Origin of the sequence: Nocardioides sp. 31GB23 (genome assembly GCF_040012395.1) — a bacterium.
Classification (GTDB): domain Bacteria; phylum Actinomycetota; class Actinomycetes; order Propionibacteriales; family Nocardioidaceae; genus Nocardioides; species Nocardioides salarius.
The window spans coordinates 1-18,759 of the sequence record NZ_JBDYKJ010000028.1; the positions used below are offsets into that span (position 1 = coordinate 1).

Below are 18,759 nucleotides of genomic sequence, written 5' to 3' on the forward strand. Positions count from 1 at the left end.
CTCGGCGTCGCTCGAGCCTTCGGCCCTCGCTGCTCGACCAACGGGTGCTCGCGGCGTGTGGAGTGGTCACAGACGACGCTGCCAGGGGCTCAGTGCTTGTCGTTCGTGACCACTGCGGCGGCCGTCGTTGGTCGAGCAGTGACGAGCGTCAGCGAGGAACGTCGCCGAGACCGGGTGACGTGCCCGCGTGCCGTACGCCGTGTGCTCGCTGGGTCTCGGCGTCGCTCGAGCCTTCGGCCCTCGCTGCTCGACAACGGCCTGCCCTCGCTGCTCGACCTACGGGGGGCCACGTGGTGTCCACAGGGTGCGTCGAGCAGGTGGTCGTCCACAGGCTCGCGTCCGGTGGTCGTTGCGGCGGTGGAGGGCTTCCTAGGTTGCCTGCATGCGCAGTCGACGACCCAGCCCCGAGCACCAGGAAGCCGTGGCCCGCCGCCTGGCCCAGCTCAGCGCCGAGCTGGAGGCCGTGCGGCCGGCACCGGCCCCGCCGCTGCAGCAGGAGGAGCCCGAGCCGGACGCCGACGACGACTGGTGGGCGCCGCACACCCGCATCCGGCCGCTCGCCGGGCCGCCGGCGCCCCTGCCCGCACCGCCGGCCCCGCCCGCCCCGGCTGCTCCCGGCCCGGTCCCGGGGGTGGTCCCGGTGCCCGGGCGCCACGCCTCGCGCCGTGCGCGGCCACGACCCGAGCTGCTGGGCGTCGCCCACGACCTGGTGCCGCCCACCCTGCGCGGCCGGGCGCTGCTGTCGTCGGCGCACCTGGGCGTCGTCGCGCTGCTGGTCGCCGCCGGGCTGGCGGTGACGTCGTGGTGGGTGGTGCGCTCCGACCCCGAGCCGAGCGGTCCGCGGCTCGAGACCGTCGCCGAGGTGGAGACGCCGCTCGTCGACCTGGTGCCGCCCGAGCCGGCAGCCGCACCGGCAGCGGCCGGGGTCGTCGGCGCGGCCGGCGCCCCGGAGCCGGGGACCGAGGTGACCGTCGACGTGGCCGGCAAGGTCCGCCGGCCGGGCATCGCCGTGCTGCCGGCGGGCTCGCGGGTCGTCGACGCGCTCGAGGCCGCCGGCGGCGCCCGCCCCGGAGTCGACCTGGCGGGCCTCAACCTCGCGAGACTGCTGGTCGACGGCGAGCAGGTGCTCGTCGGGGTGCCCGGTGCCGCGGCCCCGGTGACGCCGGGGGGCACTCCTGTGCCACCGGGCTCCCCGGGCGCGGCCCTGGTCGACCTCAACACCGCCGACCAGGCCCTGCTCGAGACGCTGCCGCAGGTCGGTCCGGTGACCGCGGGGGCGATCCTGGCCTGGCGCACCGAGCACGGCGCCTTCTCCGCGGTCGAGGAGCTGCTCGAGGTCGACGGCATCGGGGACGCGACTCACAGACTTTAACCCTATAGACTGACGTTTGTGAAGACCTCTCCGAATAAGGCCGCTCTGCTGGTCCGCATCAGCGACGACCGCGAGGGCGATGCTGCCGGAGTGAACCGACAGGAGCGTGACGCTCGTGCCTTGGCTGAGCGCTTGGGGTGGACGGTCGGGCCGATCTTCACCGAGAACGACACATCCGCGTTCAAGCGCCGCATGGTCACGCTGCCGGACGGGAGTACGGGTCTGCGCGTCGTGCGACCACAGTTCCGGGCGCTGCTCGAGGCCATCCGAGTCGGACAGGTCGACGGGCTGGTGGCCTACCACCTCGACCGCGTGGCGCGTGACCCGCGAGACCTCGAGGACCTGATCGACGTCGTGGAGTCCGTACGCATCCCCGTGGAGACCGTGACCGGCTCGCTGCGGCTGTCGTCGGACTCCGAGATCACGATGGCCCGCATCGGCGTAGCCATCGCCAACCAGTCCAGCCGCGACACCTCACGACGCATCCGGCGCAAGCAGGAGGAGCTGGCCGAGCAGGGCCGCTACGGCGGGGGAGGAGCGCGCCGCTACGGCTATGACCGCGACGGGGTGACCCTGATCCCCGAGGAGGCCGAGGTGCTGCGCTACGCCGCCCAGCGTGTGCTCGAGGGGGCGAGCCTCACCGGGCTGTGTGTCGAGCTCGACCAGCAGGGGCACCGTCCTGTGAAGGCTGAGCGGTGGTCGTCCAAGACGCTCGGGGACCAGTTGCGATCAGCCCGTGTCGCTGGTCTGCGAGTCCACCGCGGCGAGGTCGTGGGGGAGGCCGAGTGGCCCGCGATCCTCGACCGGGAGACCTGGGAAGCGGTACAGGTGGCCCTCGACGGCCGGCGCGTGGAGGGCGCTCGCCGCGAGCTGTCGCACTGGCTAAGCGGACTCCTGTTTTGCGGCCTGTGTGGTCTGCCGCTGCCCGCCAACTTCGTGCGCGAGGGGATGCACCGCTACTGGTGCCACAGCGGGCGAAGCAAGGGCGGGTGCGGGAAGATCGCCATTCACGGGCCGGGCGCCGAGCAGGAGGCCGAGCGTCAGGTGGTCGCCTACCTCTCGCGCCCTGACGTGGCCGACCGGCTGAGCGAGGTCACCAGCCGCCGCGGTGCCGAGCGTGCGCGCGCCGACCTGGCCGAGGACGAGGCCCAGCTACGGGAGCTGTCGCGCATGTGGGCGGAGAAGGCCATCACGCTCGACGAGTACGCCGAGGCGCGCCGGATCATTCAGGCGCGGATCGAAGGCGCCAAGGCGGTGCAGCTCGCGCAGGTCCCAGAGGCCGCTAGGCGCGTGCTGCTAGCCGGGGACCCCGGCGCGGCATGGATGGCTCAGGAGCCACGAGCGAAGCGCGACACGGCGCGCGTGCTGCTGGGCTCGCTCGGATACAAGGGGTGGGCCGTGGGTCCGCACGACAAGAGCAAGGCGCGCAGGTTCGACGCCTCGCGCATGGCACTGGCAGACCTGGGGGAGAAGTGACCGACTTCGACATCGCGGCTGTGCTGCGTGACCGCGCGCAACGCGACGAGCTACTGCTGACTTGGTACAAGTCCAACCCGGCTGCCGTGCGAGGAGCCTTGCTGGCCGAGTATCGGTGCAGGGCCAGGGGATGCCTCCTGGCCCGTTTCTGGCGCATGCGGGAGGTAGTCGGCTACTACCAGCCGGCCTACAAGCTCAGTCGCGCGAAAAACGAGGCCGAGACGGTGCCCGAGGCGCGCGCTAAGCGGACCACGGACGGAGACCGCCACTGGGCCGAGGCTGCGCATGTGTTGGATGACCTGCGCGGCTGGGGGAGTCAGGCTGCACTGCACATGCAGTGCGATCACTTCCGTGAGGCGGTCAAGGCCGTAGACCTGTTGGCGCAGGTTGACGCAGCGACACCGGGCAAGCCAGTCAGAGTGTCGCTTCCGTCGGTTTGACGGTCGCTTCTGGTAGATTCATCTTTGTAGGTAGATCGCCCGCGATGGATATCGCGAACTGAGGCTAGACGCAGGGCCGCTCAGGAACCGAAAGGTTCCGCATGCCCGCGACACTCATCACCCCGACTCGTCGGTGGCTTTCTCAGGCTGAGGCCGCCGAGTATCTCGGCGTCACCGATCGTACGGTCCACAACTACATCGCCCGCGGCATTCTCCCCGGCCACCGCATTCGCTCCTCGCGTCTGGTGCGGATCGACCGAGGAGACCTAGACGCACTCCTCGAGCGCGTGGCGGTGCACGAGTGAAGCCCCGGACGCTCGATGCGGTCCCCGACCTGCCCGACGAGCTGACGCTGCGCCGCCTCCTGGCGATGCTGAGCACGCCCACCGAGAGCGGTGGTGCACGTGGCGCAGCCTAGAAAGCGAGAAGGCCGCCCCACCTCGCCCAAGGTGGAAACGGCCAGTGTCTCGGATGGCGACCTCAACGACACGAGCATACGCCCTCGGTGTCGACACTGCGGGCACATCGTCTGGCACCCGGTCAGCATCGTCACCGGCCTGGGTCGCGACTGCCGCCGTGCCATCGAGCGTGCCGCCCGGCAGGTGGTCGCATGAGCCGCCCCCGCTTCGAGGTCGTCTACGTCAACCGCAACATGGCGGTAGTCCGGGGCTACGGCTCGCGCGAGGCGCTGATCGAGCTGGGCGGTAAGCCTGTCTGGTCGATGCTCAGTCATGGATGGGTCACCACCCCTCGCCGGGCCTCTGACCTGATCGCTCGTCTGGAGGCCCGCGGCGCTGTCGTGAACGTCTCCGAGGACGACCCGCTGCCCGCTGCTCGAGGGGTCCTGTTTTGAGGCGCCGCGAGTGGGCGCGCCAGCTGATGCAGCGTGCGCCGGACGGCCCGCGCTACGGCACTCCTGAGTGGGAGGCGCTGCCGGACGGTCCCGAGAAGGTCGCTGCCGTCGTGCGAGCGGCTGAGTGCTGGTTCATCGACGGTGAGCAGACTCCGCTGCGGCTGCACCGCGAGATCAACGATCTACGAGCCGCCTACCTCGCAGGGGAAACAGACGGGTTCCACGCCCGCCGCGACGCCTGGCGCAACGGCTGGAGTCGCCCCGAGCTGCTGGCGGCCGAGATCGAGGCCGAGTGGCGCGAGTGGGTCGGGGGTGTCGCGTGAGCAAGCGATCCGTCTACGACTGGCGCCGCGCCGTCTTCCGCTCGGAGATCAGCCCGAACGTGCGGCTGCTGCTGATCTACATGTCCGACCACATGCAGGAGCGGAACAGGCACGTCAGCATCCCGCGCGTGAAGATGGCTGCCGCTCTGGGCTGGGCTGAGCAGCGTGTCTCGCAGCGCCTCAAGGAAGCCGTGGACGCGGGGTTCCTGAGCAGCGTCGAGCCCGGCTATCGAGGGCACACCGCCGTCTATCAGGGCCTGTTCCCCGACGTGCTCGAGGCCGAAAGGGTCCGTGAAAACAGGTCGCTTTCTCAGCCTCGGAAACACGGTCGCTATGTCCGGGGAATGCGACCGCAAAACACGGACACCAACACAACAGCGGACCCGCTTTCACGGGGAGACCACCGCGAAAAGCGCAGCAACGACGAGGAGGTGCCGACCCCGGTCGGTGCCGAAGTGACGGCCACTTGGTGGGAGCGCGAGCCGCCCACCGAAGACGGGTACTCCGAGACCGACCAGAGGGAAAGCGCATGACCGCGACCGTCATCGACCTAACCAGCCGACTGCGCGAGCAGGCACCCACCTGTCAGTGCCGCGAGGGCTTCACCTGCTACCCGCATCGCGTTGCCGACCTGGCTGAGCACCTGCGCGAGCGAGACACCCACCTCGACGAGGAGCTGCTCATCTCCACCAGCGCCGTTCGCCGGCTGCTGGCTGAGGCGGTCGAGGTGCTCGACGGCATCACCACCGATTGCCACATCAAGGACTACCGGAGGGCGGCGCAGTGACGACCACCGATCCCGAGCGCACCGCCTGGCTGGCACTCCACCACCAGCTCGACGTGCTGGCTCAGGCCGGGCGACCCACGCCCTGCCAGGTCGACCCCGACCCGTTCACCAGCGACGAGCGCGCAGAGCGTCAGGAGGCCGCTCTCGCGTGCCAGCCCTGCCCGGCGCGGGGCCTGTGCCTCGACTACGCCAACGCCAGCGCCGAGAGCTGGCACGTCTGGGGCGGCATCGACCGCGCCCCTCGCTCACACACCAGAAAGGCGAGCAAGTGATCGACCTGCCGAACGTCCAGACCATCCCGCGCTCGACGCGCACCTGCCCCGACTGCGAGGCCACCCCGGCTGGTTGTCGCGGGGTGCGTGCGCTGCGAGGCACCTACTGCTGCCAGCGCTGCGACCACCGCGGCGGAGACCACGACCAGGAGAAGCGATGAGCACCAAGAACAAGACCAGGCCGATCGAGCGTCTGCACTTCGTCGACGGCGTGCGCGTGAGGTTCCGCTACACCCGCGTAGCCGGCGCTCGCTACCTCTGCGACGAGCACGGCGCACTGACCGGGGCGACCTGCCCCCACGCGCTCGCTACCTCGCTGCTGCTCGCCGAAGACCTGCTCGGCGTCAGCGCCACCATGCCCGCCCCCGACCACGCCGTCCCGGCCTAGGAGCACCGATGGATACCCAAGTGACCGTCTGCTCGTGCGATGAAGCCCAGCTCACGCGCGACGCCATCAAGGGCCGCAAGCCCGCTGCCTGTCCGCTGCACCGTCCCGAGGTGCCGCACGGCGCGGCCCTCGCCCTGAACAGCCCCCAGCTCGCCGCCAACATCGCGCACGCGCTGGGCGGAACCGTCACCGACAACACCGAGGAGAACTTCTGATGGACATCACCATGACCCTGCTCTACGTCTCGCAGCTCGAGGCCCTGGGCGTCGCCGTCCCCGAGCAGACCCAGACCGCACGCGCCGTCTACGAGGCTGCTGGTCAGGCTGCTGAGGCATCGCCCAGCGACGACCTGCGCGCCGCGATGATGGCCGGGGAGCTGACTCCCGCCAACGCCGCTGACCGGCTGCGAGAGGCTGCGCTGGCTGAGTCCGCACGCAGCACCGTGCAGACCCTCGCCCGTGACCTGCACCTGCCCATCAACAGGACCATGCTGGTCGGGCTGGAGGCCGAGGCCACGCGCATCCACGCCGACCTCGCCGCACTGTTCGCCCCCGCTGCTGCCGAGGTGATGGAGTCGGCCCGCCACTTCGGAGCTGACGTCACCGGAGACCAGGCCATCGCTGGTGGTCCCAAGGTCGTCAAGCTGTACCAGTCGCTGAGCGACAACACTGCGCTGCTGGCTGCGGTGTCTCGTGCGTACCAGGGTCTGCTCGAGAACGTCACCCGCAACCTGACCACGGCCGGCGCGCTCGTGAGCCTGTACGTGGAGGACCAGCCCGACCTCGACCTCGAGCACGCCCGCCAGCTGTTCGCCGAGCCGCAGAGGTGGATGGAGCTGGCTGCGGCTGGCTACACCCTCACGCTCAACACCCACGACCAGGCACGAGCGCTCACCCAGAAGCACGCCGCACGCGTGGCCGACGAGGAGAAGGCAGCCCGCGACTCCCGACGCAGCGGCCAGCGCTTCGCTGGTCGTCTGGGGGCGATGGCATGAGCGCCGCGTATCTCACCAGACGCATACGACCCGACGACGAGGCCACCGGGGTGGGGCTGACCGACCCGCCTAGGAGACCGCGGTGGAGGTGTCTCGCAGTCCGAGCCCCTGAGTTTTGTGTGACACCGGGTCACGGTAACTCTGCGGTATCTCATGGGACGGGTATCGAGGCGGTGGGCATCCGATGAGCACGACACCCACACAGACCCCGGCCGCGTACCTCTACGGCTTGCCCGAGCCGATCCAGGAGCAGCTCGCTCGGATCGCCCGCGAGGCCGCTGGCATGGACGCATCCGAGAAGGGCTACGCGGCGGCGCTGTTCGCCACCGTGGCCGAGCACTTCGCCACCGGCAACGGCGCAGATGACGCCGTGCCTGGCGCACACATGGTCAGCGCGCTCGGCGTGCTGCTGCGGATGGCCCACAACGAAGCAACCAGGACGGAGGTGGCCTGATGGCTACCAGGAACGAGCGGGTGGTCCTCAGCCTCGAGGACAACTTCACCACCCCGATGGCGCGCGCGGCTGCGGCCACTGCTGCGCTGAACAAGAGTCTCAAGGACGTCGACGGCACGGCGGTCGACTCCACCAAGTCCACCAAGACTCTGGGCAATGAGACTGAGGCGGCAGGCAAGAAGACCGAGGGTGCGACCAAGCGCACCAAGGAGTACACCCTCGAGCTCGCCCTGGCTGACGAGAAGTCAGCCCGTCTCAAGAAGTCCCTGCGCGACCAGGCGAAGGCTCAGCTCGACGCCGCGGACGGCGCCGCGGTCTTCACCAAGGAGATCGGCGGCAACGGCCGGGAGATTGACCGCCTGAGTGGTCGACTCGGCATCCTGCGCGACGCTGCCCTGACGCTCGGCCCTGCACTGGTGCCGCTCGGTGGTGCGGCCGTGACTGGTGTCGCTGGCCTGGCCGCCCAGTTCGGCGCCCTTGCTGGTGGTGTCGGTGTCGCTGTCGCGGCGCTCAACGGCGTCGGGGAGGCCGTGGAGGCGGTCAACGAGTACCAGCTCGATCCCACGCGGGAGAACCTGATCAAGGTTCAGGAGGAGTTCCAGAAGATCGGCCCCGCGGCTAGCGAGTTCGTGGTCTTCCTCCAGAGCATCGAGCCTCAGCTGCGCGGCCTCCAGATGACTGCCCGTGAGGGATTCCTGCCCGGCCTCCAGACCGGGATCGAGGAGTTCATCGAGCGGGGTGGGCAGCTCAACAACATTGTGGGAGACCTGTCCCTGGCGCTGGGTGACCTGTCGCAGTCCGCGGGTGAGGCGCTGGGCGGGGAGCGGTTCGACAAGTTCTTCGGCTACCTCGACGCCGAGGCAGGCCCGCTGCTGATGAACCTGGGCCGGTCCATCGGCTACGTGACCGAGGCACTGGGCAACCTGATGGTCGGCATGTCGCCGGCCTCTACCGACTTCTCGGTGGGTATGGAGCGCATGGCCCGTTCCTTCGCTGAGTGGTCGCGCTCGCTGGACTCCAACCAGGGCTTTCAGGACTTCGTGGCCTACCTGCGCAGCTCCGGCCCGCAGGTGATCGACTTCCTGGGCTCACTTACCGAGATGATGGCCGCGGTTGTGCAGGCGGCGGCCCCGGTCGGCTCTGCTCTGCTGCCGGTCCTGACCCAGCTTGCCGACGTGCTCGGCATGATCGCCTCCAGCCCCATCGGCACCCCGCTGCTGACCGCAGCCGCCGCGATGGTCACCCTCAACCGGGCCACCAGCCTGACGAGCCGTTCCATGCAGATGCTCGGGGTCTCCACCGACATGACCGCTGCCTCGATGGGCCGGGCTGCCGCTAAGGCCGGCGTCTGGGCGCTGGCCGCTCAGGGCATCGCGGAGATCGTCAACGGGCTCGGGGACCTCGACCGGCACATCGACGCCAGCACCGCGAGTCTCGAGACGTTCAACGACGTTCAGAATGCCCTGGCGAACTCGAACCTGGGCAAGTACGCCGACCAGCTCGGGATCGACATGCAGCGGCTCACCGCGGACCTGGCCGAGAACGGTCGTCAGGGCGAGTACGTGCAGGAGACCCTGGCCCGGCTGGGTGACGAGGGTGGGGCATTCTCCACGCTCATCGACTCGGCCGGCATTGGTCAGGAGGTGCTGGGTACGTTCGGCATCTCGCTGGGCAAGCAGGCCGACGAGGCGAACAAGGCAGGCACGGCACTGAGCAACCTGGCCGACCGCTACGACGAGGGTGGGCGACAGGCTGCGGGGTCCGCTGACGACGCCGAGGACGCCGCCCAGGCGCACGCCGAGCTGGCCGGGGACGTGGACACCGCTGGCGCCTCCCTGAGCCGCCTACAGGGCCGTTTGCAGAAGGCCCGCGCCGAGCTCAAGGAGTCCCGTGGTGCTGCCCGCGACGTGGCTCAGACGTTCGTCAACCTCGGGGACTCGCTGAACAACGCCGAGGTCTCGCTGGGGGACTGGATCGCAGAGCTGGAGCGCAACGCCAAGGCTCTCCAGAACTTCCAGCGGAACGCCCAGCAGGCAGCCAAGCGCGGCCTCGACGACGGGCTGATCAAGTCCCTGCGCAGCGCCGGGCAGGAGGGCGCACTGCGGATGAAGCAGCTCGCCAACGCCACCGACTCCGAGATCGACCGCGCGAACGGCGCGTGGCGTCGCGGAGAGGGCGCCGTCAAGGACTTCACCAAGACAGTCGGGGGAGTGCCTGACAGCAAGATGACCAAGCTCGAGGCCCGCGTCGATGAGGCGATGGCCGACCTCGCCCGCCTCGAGGCACGCCTGCGCGGCATCCCCGACGAGCAGGTCAATGTCTGGGTGACCACCCGCAAGGCCGGGGGCTCACCGGGCTTCGGCCCCGTGGAGGGCTTCGCCGCGGGTGGCGCCGTCCCCACCGACCGCCCCGCAGCACTTCCCGCCGCCTTCACCACGACAGGAGCCTGACCCATGACCATGATCGGATTCGCCACCTACGGCGACCACGCGGAGTTCATCACCGACACCGCCAACTACACCAAGTACGTGGAGTCGCTTGGCACCACGACCAAGCACATCACCATCAACCACATCGACGCCGCCTGCCTGACTCAGGGCGATGGCCACTTTGGTGACCTCGCCATGAGCGCGCTCTTGCAGGTCGCGGGCCAGGTGGTCGGGTTCGACGAGCTGACGCTTCACGCACCCAAGTGGCTCGACGAGATGCACGTCGACGCCGAGCGGCCCGAGAACTGCCTGGTCTTCCTGATCGGGTACTCCGAGGAGGCCGGCGAGTTCGTCGCCTACGTCTACGCCAGCGAGCAGGGCTTCAAGCGCGTGAAGGTGTCGCGCTGGATCTTCCCCGCCCCGTGGAACTTGCAGCCCTCCGGGATCGAGCTGCGCCGCACTCGCCGCTACATCGACCAGGCCGAGCAGAGCCGCGTCGACCTGTGGCCGCAGGTGGAGGCGTCATGGACAAAGCGCCCCAAGATGACCGCCCCCGCGTCGGTCGAGGAGTGGGTCGAGTTGGCCAAGTCGGTGCGAGAGCAGCGCTGCCTCGACGACTTCGCGCAGATCATCGTCCACGGCAAGGTCGTCCACACCCGCCTCGAGCGGGGGACCGTCGCCAGCAGCGTTGTTCACGACTTCGGGTCCGACGACACTGCGCTGCTCAAGATGCTGCGCGGCACCCGCCACCCGTTCGGCCAGATGCAGGCGTGCTGGTGCGGCTCGGGGGAGACCTACCGCGACTGTCACCTGCGCTGGGCCTGGGACCAGCCTTGCGGTTGCCACAAGGGCGAGAAGCTGTTCAAGGATTGCCACATGGTGCCGCCGAGCGCCGAGATTGGAGTCATCGCCGGCCTTTAACTTTGTGGTCCGTTCGGCCCATCTCCGCCGCCCGGCTGACCTAGCGTGTACGACATGACCGAAAAGACGCGAAAGAATCTCGGGATGCTTGTCCTTTCGGTCCCGATCATCGCGCTAGGACTGCTCATCACCCAGGCATCTGGACCAATCGGGAGTTTGGTCGTTCTGTTCGCTGGCGTCGTCGCACTCGTGTCGATTCTCGAGATCGGCCTCGAGCTATTGAGGAGCGGCGACTAGCCGCAGACACACCACCGCCCCCGACCGCTAGCTTCGGTCGGGGGCGGTGGTGTTTGTGCGGGGTTACCGCCAGAGGGATGGCAAGAGTTCAAGCAGCATGTCATCTCGCCCCTCGGTGTAGGCGTCCATCTCTATGGCCATGCGCTGGCGCTTGGTCAGGACGTGGGGCGTGGCGTCCCAGAGATGTTTGAGGAACTGGCGCATGAGGTCTCCCTAATTGGGGGCTCTGGCTAGACCGTCGAATCGGTCAGCCTCTATGCGTCATAACGTCGAGCATAGCGGGAGGGAGTCCGCCGTCCACCTTCACATACCGCGCCTCCGCAACCGCGGCGAGCAGGGCGCGGGCGAACGCCTCCGTGTCGTCCAGGCTGACCCCTTCGTCGGGCGGGCCCTCCATGTAGAACACCCCGACCTCGCCGCTGATCGTGCCGGACGACAGGTAGAACGAATGGCCGGCCACCGAGTGCTCAGAGCCCTGGTGCCAGTCGTCGCCGCTGTCGGGGAAGCCGGTGTGCTCGGTGCACCAGGCGGGGCAGGTGGTGGTCGTCATGGTGCTCACAGGGCACGCTCCCGGCGGATGCGCTCAGCCGCGCGGACCAGGGCCAGGCCCAGCTCGTGCGCGTCGGCCTCGCTCAGCTCGTGGTCCGGGGCGTTGTCGTCGGCGTCGACCATGACGGTCGGGGCGTCCATCCCGGTGTCCTCGTGCTCGACCTGCGCGACGACCACGGCGATGCCGCCGATGACGGGGTACTCGGCAGGGGAGTGCTGACGGATCTTGCGGCCCGTCACGGTCAGGGTCTCCCAAGCCTGGTAGATCTCCGTGTGGCCGGCGCACCAGCTCGGGCAGATCGATTCGGTGTGGCGGGTGGTCATGGTCGTGGTGGTGGTCATGTTGAGACTCCTGATGTTCGAAAGGTAGTTTTATGAGTGTCGGGGAGGCCACCCTCGCCCAGCTCGCACCCCTCGTGACCGTGTGAGCCTCGCGCGGTCCGCCGACACCGCCGGGCCCCCCGAGCCCGCCGAACTCGCCGAACCCGCACGGGCCACCGCCGACCTCCGGATGACGCTGGTGGGCGCGGCCGCGTGGACGGGCGGGCTGGTCGGCGCCCTCGCCCCCGCCGCGTGGCTCGCGGCGGTCGCCGCCTGCGGTGGCCTGGGGGTGGTGGCGCTGCGGGCCCGGGGGCGGCGGGGCACGGCGCTCACCGGCGCGCTGCTGCTGCTCGTCCTGCTCGCGGTGGGGTTGAGCACCTCGCTGCGCCACGACCAGGTGGGCGGTGGGCCGCTGGCCGACCTCGTCGAGCAGCGGGCCGTGGTGCGGGTGCTGGCCACGGTCACCGCCGACCCCCGCCCGCTCCAGGGCCCGTACGCCGACGGCGTGTGGCTGCGGGTCACCGTGCGCGAGGTCGAGGGCCGGGGCAGCGCCCACACGCTGCGCGCGCCGGTGCTCGTGCTGGCGCCCCCGGAGTGGGCCGGCGCGGCCCTGGGCTCCACCGTGGTGGCCGAGGGCCGCCTGGGCCCCGCCGACGGCGACGACCTGGCCGCCGTCCTCGACGCCACCGGCACCCCGCAGGTGCGCGACCCGCCCGACCTGTGGTGGCGCGGTGCCGGAGCGGTGCGCGAGTCGCTGCGCGACTCGGTCGCGCACCGGCCCGCCCCCGAGCGGGTGCTGGTGCCCGCGCTGGTCGACGGCGACGACGTGGGGCTGGACCCCGCGGTGGCCGACGACTTCCGGGCCACCGGGCTGACCCATCTCCTCGCCGTCAGCGGCACCAACCTGACCCTCGTGGTGGGCAGCCTGCTGTGGTTGGCACGGGGCGCCGGCGTGCGGGGCCGGTGGCTGCTCCTGGTGGGCGCGGGCGGCATCGTCGGGTTCGTGCTGCTGGCCCGCACCGAGCCCAGCGTGCTGCGCGCCGCGGTGATGGGGTCGGTGGCGCTGGTCGCCCTGGGCACCGACGGGGCTCGACGCGGGCCCCGCACCCTCGGCGTCGCGGTGACCGGCCTGCTGCTCGTCCAGCCCGGGCTGGCGGTCTCGGTCGGCTTCGCCCTCTCGGTGCTGGCCACCGCCGGCATCATGCTGCTGGCACCGGGCTGGCGCGACGCGCTGGCCCGCTGGATGCCCCGCTGGCTGGCCGAGGCGGTGGCGGTGCCCGCGGCCGCGCAGCTGGCCTGCACCCCGGTCGTGGCGGGCATCTCGGGCCAGGTCAGCCTCGTCGCGGTCGCGGCCAACCTGCTGGCCGCCCCCGTGGTGGGCCCCGCCACCGTGGTCGGGCTGGCCGGGGGACTGGTGGGCCTGCTCGCGCCACCCGTGGGCCGGCTGCTGGGCACCGTGGCCACCTGGTGCGTGGGCTGGATCGTGGCGGTGGCCGAGCGCGGGGCCGGCCTGCCCGCGGCCGCGGTCGACTGGGGCACCGGCGTCGTCTCCCTGGCGGTGCTCACCGCGCTGAGCCTGCTGCTGGCGGTGCTGGCGCCGCGGCTGCTGGCGCGCCCGCTGCCGACGATCCTGCTGTGCGTGGTGACCGGTGTGGTCGTGGTGGTGCGGCCGGCGGCGGCCTTCGCGCCGTCGGGCTGGCTGGTGGTGGTCTGTGACGTGGGCCAGGGCGACGCGGTGGTGCTGCGCGCCGGCGCGGCCAGTGCCGTGGTCGTCGACGTCGGCCCCGACCCGGTCGCGGTCGACACCTGCCTCTCCGACCTGGGTGTCGAGCACGTGCCCCTCGTGGTGCTGACCCACTTCCACGCCGACCACGTCGACGGCCTCGCCGGGGTGCTCGAGGGCCGTCAGGTCGACCGCGTCGTCACCAGCCCCCTGCTCGACCCGCCCGACGCGGTGGCGGCGGTCGGCGAGCTGGCCGGTGCCGCGGGCGCGGAGGTCGGAGTGGCGTCGTACGCCGCCACCGAGCGCGTGGGGGAGGTGGCCCTGCAGTCCCTCGCCCCCGTCGACAGCACCCCGCGCGGCGGGCCCGGTGACGGCAGCACCGCCAACGACCAGAGCGTGGTGCTGCTCGCCGAGGTCGGCGGGGTGCGGGTGCTGCTGCCCGGCGACCTCGAACCGCCCGGGCAGGCGGCACTGGCCCGGGCGCTGCCCGACCTGGCGGTCGACGTGCTCAAGGTGCCCCACCACGGCAGCCGGCACCAGGACCTCGACCTGCTCACCGGGCTGGGCGCCGAGCTGGCGCTGGTGCCGGTCGGCGCCGACAACGACTACGGGCACCCCGACGCCGGTCTGCTCACGGCCCTCGAGGCCGCCGGGGCGCGGGTGCTGCGCACCGACACCGACGGCCCGCTCGCAGTGGTGCTGCGCGACGGCGAGGCGGTGGGGCTCGCCCGCGACTGAGCCGCCCGTGCCCCGGGCAGCGGTGTCGGCGGGCTGTGGCAGGCTTGCGCGCACCATGCCAGCCGCCCGCTCCGCCCCCCGCGCCCCCTCCGCCGCCGACGTGCTGGGCCGCGTCACCCTCGTGACCGGCAAGGAGGAGTTCTTCGGCGAGCGCACCGTCGGCGCCGTGCGCAGCGCCGTGCGCGCCCACGACGCCGAGGCCGAGCTCTCCGAGGCCGCGGCCGCCGAGCTGAGCCTGGCCACCCTCCGCGAGATGTCGGCGCCGTCGCTGTTCTCCAGCACCCGCTGCGTGGTGGTGCGCAAGCTCGAGGACCTGCCCGAGGAGTCGGTGGCCGGCCTGCTGGGCTACTGCGCGGCCCCGGCCGAGGACGTCGCGCTGGTGCTCGTGCACAGCGGCGGGCAGAAGGGCAGCGGCGTGCTCACCAAGCTGCGCAAGCTGGGCCCGGTCACCGAGGTCAAGTCCGCCGAGCTCAAGGCCTCCGAGTACCCCTCGTTCGTCATCAACGAGGCTCGCAGCCTGGGCGCGCGGATGGACCAGCAGGCCGCCACCACACTGGTCCAGGCCGTGGGGCAGGACCTGCGCTCGCTCTCGGCCGCCGCCCACCAGCTGACCAACGACTTCCCCGGCGAGACGCTCACCGAGGAGCGGGTCAAGCGCTACTTCGGCGGCCGGGCCGAGGCCAAGTCCTTCGCGGTCGCCGACGCCGCCTTCTCGGGGCGGCGCCTCGAGGCCCTCGAGGAGCTGCGCTGGGCGCTCGACGGCGGCACTCCCGCGGTGCTCATCACCTCCGCCTTCGCCGGCGGGGTGCGCGGGCTGGCGCGCTTCAAGGGCGCCCGCTCGCGCAGCGAGCCCGACCTGGCCCGCGAGATCGGCGTCCCGCCGTGGAAGGTCCGCTCGGTGCGCGACCAGGCCCGGGGCTGGTCCAGCGCGGCGCTGGGCGAGGCGGTGCGCGCGGTGGCCCGCGCCGACGCGGACATCAAGGGCGCCGCGAGCGACGCGTCGTACACCCTCGAGCGCCTCGTGCTCACCGTCACCGAGCTGCGCGAGCGCTGACCCGGCCCGGATGTCGCGCTGACCCGTCCCGGATCTCGCGCCGACCCGGCCCGGATCGACGGGTCCGGAAATGCCGACGACCCGCCCGACGAGGTCGGGCGGGTCGGCTCAGGACCAGACGGTCTCCGCGCTGGGCGGAGACGCGGAATCAGAGAGCAGCGGCCTTCTTGGCGATCGCGGACTTGCGGTTCGCGGCCTGGTTCTTGTGGATGACGCCCTTGGAGGCAGCCTTGTCGAGCTTCTTGGCGGCGTCGCGACCGGCGACCAGCGCGGTCTCCTTGTCGCCGGCGTCGGCGGCAGCGCGGAACTTGCGCACAGCGGACTTGAGGTTCGTCTTGACCGCCTTGTTGCGCTCGTGACGCTTCTCGTTCTGCTTGTTGCGCTTGATCTGGGACTTGATGTTCGCCACGGGCAATGCCTTTGCTGGTGTTGAGAACGAATGGTCTGGTGCTGAGTCGGGGCGCGGAGGGGCACACAGGCGCCACACACGCGACATCGGAGATTATCAGCGGCGCACGAGCCCGCCCAAATCCTCCGACCCCGTCGCGGTGCCGACGCGGGGTGCCGGGCCGGGCCACCACCCGCGCCGCTGGCCGAGCCACGCCCAGCATGCCTCACCCTGGCGGCGCTGGGCCAGCCGCAGGTACGGCGACCAGGCGGGCGAGCGGCCCTGCGCCGAGGCCAGGAAGTACGCCGCTGTCGCGGCCAGCACCGTGTCGACGCGCTCGGCCGGGGCGGTGGCGAGCAGCGGGGTGCGCCGCAGCACCGCCTCGACGTCCACGCCGTCGGAGCGCGGCCCGACCAGGGCCCACAGGCTGTCGAGCCACGGGGCGCCCAGGGCCGGCCACGCCCACCCGCACAGCAGCACCCGGCCGTCGTCGGCCAGCAGCAGGTTGTCGTCGGTGACGTCGCCGTGCACCAGGGCCCCGCCGGCCACGGCAGCGGGGAGCTCGCGGGCCAGCGCCTCGGCCTCGCGCACGTGGGCCGGGTCGAGGTCGGGCCGCGTCGAGGCGACCTCGGCCCAGCGGCCCGGCCAGTCGGCGAGGTCCTCCGCGACGTCGGTCAGGTCGACGCCGGCGGCGGCGGGGGAGACGGCCAGGTCGGCCAGCGTGGCGAGCACCGCAGCGAGGTCGTCGTCGTGCCAGGGGCGCGCCGGCGCGCGGGCGGCCACGGCCTCGAGGCCCACCACCACCCAGTCGTCGGCCCGGTGGCGCCGTCCCGGCTCGGTGCCGTGGCTCCACGACAGTCGCGGCGCCGGCAGCGAGCCCGCGTCGAGCGCGGCCAGCGAGGCAGCCTCGGCGGCGTACGTCAGGGCGGAGGAGCGCTGGGCGGTCACCGACGCCGCCTTCACGTAGTGCCGCGAGCCGTCGGCGCCGTGCAGCACCGAGGCGAAGCCGGGCGTGTAGCCGCCGGTCACCGAGCGGGCCTCGACCACGGCGGTGCCGCAGCGCTGCTCGACGAGTCGGCGCACGTGCGGCGGCAGGTGCACCCACTCCAGGCGGCGCGCGGTCAGCCCGTGGGGCAGGTCCTCCAGCGGCGGGTGCACCGGCCCATCGTGCGCCAGTGCGCGCCCCCGCGGTGCCGCGACACCCCGGGAGGCGCCAGGAGGACGGCGCGACCTCACCCGCCGGGACCTTCCGCGGGCGACGCGCACGCGGGAGCGTGGGCCGCATGACCACCGTCGCGGAGCTGATGATCGAGGCCGTCGCCGACCACGGCACCACCGAGGTCTGGGGTGTCGTGGGCGACGCCCTCAACCCCGTGACCGACGCCATCCGCCGCGAGGAGCGGCTGCGCTGGATGGGCGTGCGCCACGAGGAGGTCGCCGCCTTCGCCGCGGGCGCCCAGGCCCAGCTGACCGGTCGGCTGGGGGTCTGCATGGGCACCGTCGGGCCGGGCGCGATCCACCTGCTCAACGGCCTGTACGACGCCAAGAAGTCGCACGCGCCGGTGCTGGCGATCTGCGGGCAGGTGCCCCGGGCCGAGATCGGCAGCGACTTCTTCCAGGAGGTCGACAACGACGTCCTCTTCGCCGACGTGTCGGTCTTCACCGCCACCGTCACCGACCCCTCGCAGCTGCCCACCCTGCTCGAGCAGGCCGGCAACGCCGCGCTGCAGCAGGGCGGGGTCGCGGTGCTGACGGTCCCCGGCGACGTCGGCGAGCTCGAGGTCGCCAAGGACACCGCCGTGCCGCGCTTCGTCGCCGATCTCGCCACCGCCGCCCCGACGCCCGACTCGGTGCGCGCCGCCGCCGACGCGGTCGCCGCGGCCGAGCGGGTCACGCTGCTGGTCGGCCAGGGCGCGGCCGGTGCCCGCGACGAGGTGCTCGAGCTGGCCGAGCGGCTGGCCGCGCCGATGGTGGTGGCCCTGAAGGGCAAGGAGGCCTTCGACCACGACAACCCCTACGAGGTCGGGCAGTCCGGCCTGCTCGGCAACCCCGCGGCCACGCTGGCCCTCGAGACCTGCGACCTGCTGCTGATGGTCGGCACCGACTTCCCCTACAAGGAGTTCTACCCCTCGGGGCCCACCGTGGTGCAGGTCGACCGCGACGGCACCCACATCGGGCGGCGGCACCCGGTCGACCACGCCGTGGTCGGCGACGCCGGGCTCGCGGTCGGCGCGCTGCTGCCGCACCTGGAGCGCCGCGAGGACCGGGGCCACCTCGACCGCGCCCGCTCGGCGTACGAGACCTGGCAGGACCTGCAGCAGCACTACGTCGACCCGGCCTACGAGAAGAAGCCCACCGGCTTCCTGCGTCGCAAGGTCGACAACCCCGAGCGCAGGATCCGTCCCGAGCTCCTCGCCGGGCTCCTCGACCGCCACGCGGCGCCCGACGCCGTCTTCACCGCCGACACCGGGATGGCCACGACCTGGCTCTCGCGCTTCGTGCGCATCGACCGCGACCGTCGCCTGCTGGGCTCCTTCAACCTGGGCTCGATGGCCAACGCGATGCCCCAGGCCCTGGGTGCCCAGGCGCTCGACCACGACCGCCAGGTCGTCGCCCTGTGCGGCGACGGCGGCCTGACGATGCTGATGGGCGACCTGATCACCGCGGTCAGCCACGACCTGCCGGTCAAGCTGGTCGTCTTCGACAACGGGCGCCTGGGCATGGTCAAGCTCGAGATGGAGCAGGTCGGCATGGCCGAGTTCGGCACCGTGCTGCACAACCCCGACCTCGCGGCGGTGGCCGAGGCGGTCGGGATGCGCGGCATCCGGGTCGAGGACCCGCACGACCTCGATGACGCCGTACGCCGCGCGCTCGCGCACGACGGCCCGGTGCTGCTCGACGTGGTCACCAACCCCGACGAGATCGCGGTGCCCTCGAAGCCGACCCTCGAGCAGGGCTGGGGCTTCGCCATCGCCAAGGCCAAGGAGATGGTGGTCAGCCCGGAGTAGGACCCGCCCCCGGGAGGCGGGCCTTCGACCGC

The 18,759-nt window shown here is 71.7% G+C and carries 25 protein-coding genes; 20 read left to right on the forward strand and 5 right to left on the reverse strand.

Features of this window, described 5'->3' with window-relative positions:
- Positions 1 to 382: 382 nt before the first annotated feature.
- The 17 genes from ABKW28_RS10685 (at position 383) to ABKW28_RS10765 (ending at position 10,946) form a co-directional block, all read left to right on the forward strand.
- Positions 383 to 1,372: a ComEA family DNA-binding protein gene (locus ABKW28_RS10685; RefSeq protein ID WP_348609175.1), complete on the forward strand. Its 990-nt coding sequence runs from the start codon at positions 383 to 385 to the stop codon at positions 1,370 to 1,372.
- Positions 1,373 to 1,390: 18 nt separating this feature from the next.
- A complete protein-coding gene (locus tag ABKW28_RS10690; protein WP_348609178.1) occupies positions 1,391 to 2,848 on the forward strand; it encodes a recombinase family protein in 1,458 nt (485 codons plus the stop codon).
- The gene (locus ABKW28_RS10695) at positions 2,845 to 3,288 is read left to right on the forward strand and encodes a hypothetical protein (protein ID WP_348609181.1); all 444 of its coding nucleotides are present in this window, start codon (positions 2,845 to 2,847) and stop codon (positions 3,286 to 3,288) included. Before ABKW28_RS10690 ends, ABKW28_RS10695 begins: the two co-directional genes overlap by 4 nt.
- Before the next feature lie 101 nt (positions 3,289 to 3,389).
- A complete protein-coding gene (locus ABKW28_RS10700) occupies positions 3,390 to 3,593 on the forward strand; it encodes a helix-turn-helix domain-containing protein (RefSeq protein WP_348609184.1) in 204 nt (67 codons plus the stop codon).
- Positions 3,594 to 3,898: 305 nt separating this feature from the next.
- Positions 3,899 to 4,141 (forward strand): hypothetical protein, encoded by a 243-nt coding sequence (locus ABKW28_RS10705; RefSeq protein ID WP_348609187.1) that lies wholly within the window; start codon positions 3,899 to 3,901, stop codon positions 4,139 to 4,141.
- Positions 4,138 to 4,464 carry a hypothetical protein gene (locus tag ABKW28_RS10710; RefSeq protein ID WP_348609189.1) on the forward strand — a complete coding sequence of 109 codons (327 nt, stop codon included), beginning with the start codon at positions 4,138 to 4,140 and terminating at the stop codon, positions 4,462 to 4,464. Before ABKW28_RS10705 ends, ABKW28_RS10710 begins: the two co-directional genes overlap by 4 nt.
- The gene (locus tag ABKW28_RS10715) at positions 4,461 to 4,997 is read left to right on the forward strand and encodes a hypothetical protein (protein WP_348609192.1); all 537 of its coding nucleotides are present in this window, start codon (positions 4,461 to 4,463) and stop codon (positions 4,995 to 4,997) included. The genes ABKW28_RS10710 and ABKW28_RS10715 overlap by 4 nt, the downstream gene beginning before the upstream one ends.
- A complete protein-coding gene (locus ABKW28_RS10720; RefSeq protein WP_193669322.1) occupies positions 4,994 to 5,251 on the forward strand; it encodes a hypothetical protein in 258 nt (85 codons plus the stop codon). The genes ABKW28_RS10715 and ABKW28_RS10720 overlap by 4 nt, the downstream gene beginning before the upstream one ends.
- Positions 5,248 to 5,523 carry a WhiB family transcriptional regulator gene (locus ABKW28_RS10725; RefSeq protein WP_348609199.1) on the forward strand — a complete coding sequence of 92 codons (276 nt, stop codon included), beginning with the start codon at positions 5,248 to 5,250 and terminating at the stop codon, positions 5,521 to 5,523. The genes ABKW28_RS10720 and ABKW28_RS10725 overlap by 4 nt, the downstream gene beginning before the upstream one ends.
- Positions 5,520 to 5,684, forward strand: coding sequence for a hypothetical protein (locus tag ABKW28_RS10730; RefSeq protein WP_348609202.1), 165 nt, complete (start codon positions 5,520 to 5,522; stop codon positions 5,682 to 5,684). The genes ABKW28_RS10725 and ABKW28_RS10730 overlap by 4 nt, the downstream gene beginning before the upstream one ends.
- Positions 5,681 to 5,911: a hypothetical protein gene (locus ABKW28_RS10735; protein ID WP_348609205.1), complete on the forward strand. Its 231-nt coding sequence runs from the start codon at positions 5,681 to 5,683 to the stop codon at positions 5,909 to 5,911. Before ABKW28_RS10730 ends, ABKW28_RS10735 begins: the two co-directional genes overlap by 4 nt.
- An 8-nt stretch (positions 5,912 to 5,919) precedes the next feature.
- Positions 5,920 to 6,126: a hypothetical protein gene (locus tag ABKW28_RS10740; RefSeq protein WP_348609208.1), complete on the forward strand. Its 207-nt coding sequence runs from the start codon at positions 5,920 to 5,922 to the stop codon at positions 6,124 to 6,126.
- Positions 6,126 to 6,905: a hypothetical protein gene (locus ABKW28_RS10745; RefSeq protein ID WP_348609211.1), complete on the forward strand. Its 780-nt coding sequence runs from the start codon at positions 6,126 to 6,128 to the stop codon at positions 6,903 to 6,905. The genes ABKW28_RS10740 and ABKW28_RS10745 overlap by 1 nt, the downstream gene beginning before the upstream one ends.
- Positions 6,906 to 7,089: 184 nt before the next feature.
- Positions 7,090 to 7,359, forward strand: coding sequence for a hypothetical protein (locus ABKW28_RS10750; RefSeq protein ID WP_348609214.1), 270 nt, complete (start codon positions 7,090 to 7,092; stop codon positions 7,357 to 7,359).
- Positions 7,359 to 9,809: a hypothetical protein gene (locus ABKW28_RS10755; protein WP_348609217.1), complete on the forward strand. Its 2,451-nt coding sequence runs from the start codon at positions 7,359 to 7,361 to the stop codon at positions 9,807 to 9,809. The genes ABKW28_RS10750 and ABKW28_RS10755 overlap by 1 nt, the downstream gene beginning before the upstream one ends.
- A 3-nt stretch (positions 9,810 to 9,812) precedes the next feature.
- Entirely contained in the window at positions 9,813 to 10,709 is an 897-nt protein-coding gene (locus ABKW28_RS10760) for an SEC-C metal-binding domain-containing protein (RefSeq protein WP_348609220.1), read from the forward strand.
- A 54-nt stretch (positions 10,710 to 10,763) separates the two neighbouring features.
- Positions 10,764 to 10,946: a hypothetical protein gene (locus tag ABKW28_RS10765; RefSeq protein WP_348609223.1), complete on the forward strand. Its 183-nt coding sequence runs from the start codon at positions 10,764 to 10,766 to the stop codon at positions 10,944 to 10,946.
- A gap of 63 nt (positions 10,947 to 11,009) precedes the next feature.
- Here ABKW28_RS10765 and ABKW28_RS10770 read toward each other — a convergent pair whose 3' ends face one another.
- From ABKW28_RS10770 to ABKW28_RS10780, 3 genes are read right to left on the reverse strand one after another with little or no spacing between them, the layout of a single operon-like run.
- Positions 11,010 to 11,150, reverse strand: coding sequence for a hypothetical protein (locus tag ABKW28_RS10770; protein WP_348609225.1), 141 nt, complete (start codon positions 11,148 to 11,150; stop codon positions 11,010 to 11,012).
- A 43-nt stretch (positions 11,151 to 11,193) separates the two neighbouring features.
- Positions 11,194 to 11,505, reverse strand: a complete 312-nt coding sequence (locus tag ABKW28_RS10775; protein WP_348609228.1) for a hypothetical protein — start codon at positions 11,503 to 11,505, stop codon at positions 11,194 to 11,196.
- A complete protein-coding gene (locus tag ABKW28_RS10780) occupies positions 11,502 to 11,837 on the reverse strand; it encodes a hypothetical protein (RefSeq protein WP_348609231.1) in 336 nt (111 codons plus the stop codon). The genes ABKW28_RS10775 and ABKW28_RS10780 overlap by 4 nt, the downstream gene beginning before the upstream one ends.
- Before the next feature lie 82 nt (positions 11,838 to 11,919).
- Between ABKW28_RS10780 and ABKW28_RS10785 the strand changes: the two genes are divergently transcribed.
- Both ABKW28_RS10785 and holA read left to right on the forward strand, forming a co-directional pair.
- Complete coding sequence (locus tag ABKW28_RS10785) at positions 11,920 to 14,277, forward strand: ComEC/Rec2 family competence protein (protein WP_348609234.1); 2,358 nt, start codon at positions 11,920 to 11,922, stop codon at positions 14,275 to 14,277.
- A gap of 55 nt (positions 14,278 to 14,332) precedes the next feature.
- Positions 14,333 to 15,331 (forward strand): DNA polymerase III subunit delta, encoded by a 999-nt coding sequence (gene holA, locus ABKW28_RS10790; RefSeq protein ID WP_348609237.1) that lies wholly within the window; start codon positions 14,333 to 14,335, stop codon positions 15,329 to 15,331.
- A gap of 148 nt (positions 15,332 to 15,479) precedes the next feature.
- Here the strand turns inward: holA and rpsT are convergent, their stop codons facing one another.
- The gene (gene rpsT, locus ABKW28_RS10795; RefSeq protein WP_193667420.1) at positions 15,480 to 15,740 is read right to left on the reverse strand and encodes a 30S ribosomal protein S20; all 261 of its coding nucleotides are present in this window, start codon (positions 15,738 to 15,740) and stop codon (positions 15,480 to 15,482) included.
- A 96-nt stretch (positions 15,741 to 15,836) separates the two neighbouring features.
- Positions 15,837 to 16,877, reverse strand: a complete 1,041-nt coding sequence (locus tag ABKW28_RS10800) for a phosphotransferase (RefSeq protein WP_348609240.1) — start codon at positions 16,875 to 16,877, stop codon at positions 15,837 to 15,839.
- A 125-nt stretch (positions 16,878 to 17,002) separates the two neighbouring features.
- On the opposite strand from ABKW28_RS10800, the gene ABKW28_RS10805 reads away from it, so the two are divergent.
- Entirely contained in the window at positions 17,003 to 18,727 is a 1,725-nt protein-coding gene (locus tag ABKW28_RS10805; RefSeq protein WP_348609243.1) for a thiamine pyrophosphate-dependent enzyme, read from the forward strand.
- Positions 18,728 to 18,759 lie beyond the last annotated feature (32 nt).